1 protein-coding gene and 1 pseudogene are annotated in these 1,782 nt (G+C 37.8%); both read left to right on the plus strand.

From position 1 onward, the window contains the following. Positions 1-12 precede the first annotated feature (12 nt). Positions 13-875 (plus strand): annotated as a pseudogene (locus AB1630_12935) (branched-chain amino acid ABC transporter permease). After that, positions 872-1,782, plus strand: a 911-nt coding sequence (locus AB1630_12940) for a hypothetical protein (GenBank protein ID MEW6104695.1), incomplete at its 3' end; no start/stop codon positions are given. The pseudogene AB1630_12935 and the gene AB1630_12940, both read left to right, overlap by 4 nt.

The raw sequence follows: 1,782 nt of genomic DNA on the forward strand, positions 1-1,782 counted from the left end.
CAGAGAGGAATAATGTTTATCTCACAGCTTTTAAATGGCGTAACATTAGGAGGCATTTATGCCCTTCTGGCATTGGGCTATACAATGGTCTATGGAATCCTCTTAATGATTAACTTTGCCCATTCTGAGATATTTATGTTAGGTGCATTCTTTGGTTTATTATCTTATTTTTTTTTCACTCGCCAGCCATTGCTTTTCTCTTTTCCTTCTTAGGTTGCGGGCTTTTAGGAATACTTATAGAAAGGTCTGCATATAGACCTCTTCGTCGCTCTGAAAGGCTTATCCCCTTAATTAGTGCAATAGGCGTATCTATATTCTTACAAAACATTGTAATGCTTGTTGCTTCCCCAGAATCAAAGCCCTATCCTTTCATCTTTCCATATTTTAAAATTTTAGGAGCTAATGTCAATCCTTTACAAATTTTTATCATCATTCTCACCATTATCTTGATGATTATCCTAAATCTTTTTATTGCAAAAACGAAGCTTGGAATGGCAATGAGGGCTGTTTCTTCCGACAGAACAACATCAGCCCTTATGGGAGTAAATGTTAATTTTATTATCTCTCTGGCATTCTTTATTGGTGGAGGTCTGGGAGGCATAGCTGGTTTTTTAAACGGGTTTTATTATGGCTCTATAAAATACAATATGGGTTTTATCCCTGGAATAAAGGCATTTACAGCGGCTGTTTTGGGTGGGATTGGAAACATTAAAGGAGCAATTCTTGGAGGCTATGTCCTTGGAATATTAGAAGCCCTTTGTGCAGGTTATATATCTTCAGAAAATAAGGATATTATTGCCTTTGTTGTCTTAATCCTTGTCCTTATCTTTAAACCAACAGGAATACTTGGAGAGAGGACACCTGAAAAATTATGAGAAAGAAGGCTATTTTGTTTTCCACTATTCTTTGCCTTACCATTTTTCCCTTTTTTAGCAATAGGCTTGGCAATTTTTATCTTGTCCATATCCTTTCTTTGATTGGGATTTATATTATCCTCTCTTTGGGACTAAATCTTACCATAGGCTTAACTGGGCTTCTGGATTTAGGCTTTTGTGCCTTCTATGCCATTGGTGCCTATAGCTCGGCTTTGCTTAATCTTTCTGGTGTATCGTTTTGGTTTTGTATTCCTTTGAGCATAGGAATTAGCGTTTTATTTCGCTTCCTCTTGGGAAAGCCTGTCTTGCATCTTAGGGGAGATTATCTTGCAATTGTCACATTGGGATTTGGAGAGATTACAAGGCTTGTCTTGAACAATTGGGATAGTTTTACAAATGGACCAAAGGGGCTTCCAAGGGTAGGTAGCACAATCTCTCCTCCTCGTATATTCTCTTTTGTCTTTAGGGATGATTTGCATTTTTACTATCTCATTTTATTTTTTGTTATCCTTGTTGTTATCATTTCATATCGGCTTGAGAATTCAAGGATCGGTAGGGCATTGGTAGCAATAAGGGAGGATGAAACAGCAGCATCTGCTATGGGAATAAACATTAGCAACCTAAAGATGATAGCATTTTTGTTTAGTGGAGGAATCGCTGGTTTGGCTGGATGTGTTTATAGCCATTGGATAGGCTTTATTTCACCAGAGAGCTTTACATTTTGGGAATCTGTGTTTTTGGTTTGTATGGTTGTTCTTGGTGGAATAGGAAGCATTCCTGGGGTTATTTTGGGTGTGGTCCTTCTTGTAGGAGTTCCTGAGATTCTTCGTATATTCCTGGGCCAGGCATTTGTTAGCTATAGGATGCTTGTCTTTGGATTTGCAATGGTTCTTATGATAATCTTAAG

Source organism: bacterium (assembly GCA_040753555.1).
Lineage (GTDB): Bacteria > UBA9089 > UBA9088 > UBA9088 > UBA9088 > JBFLYE01.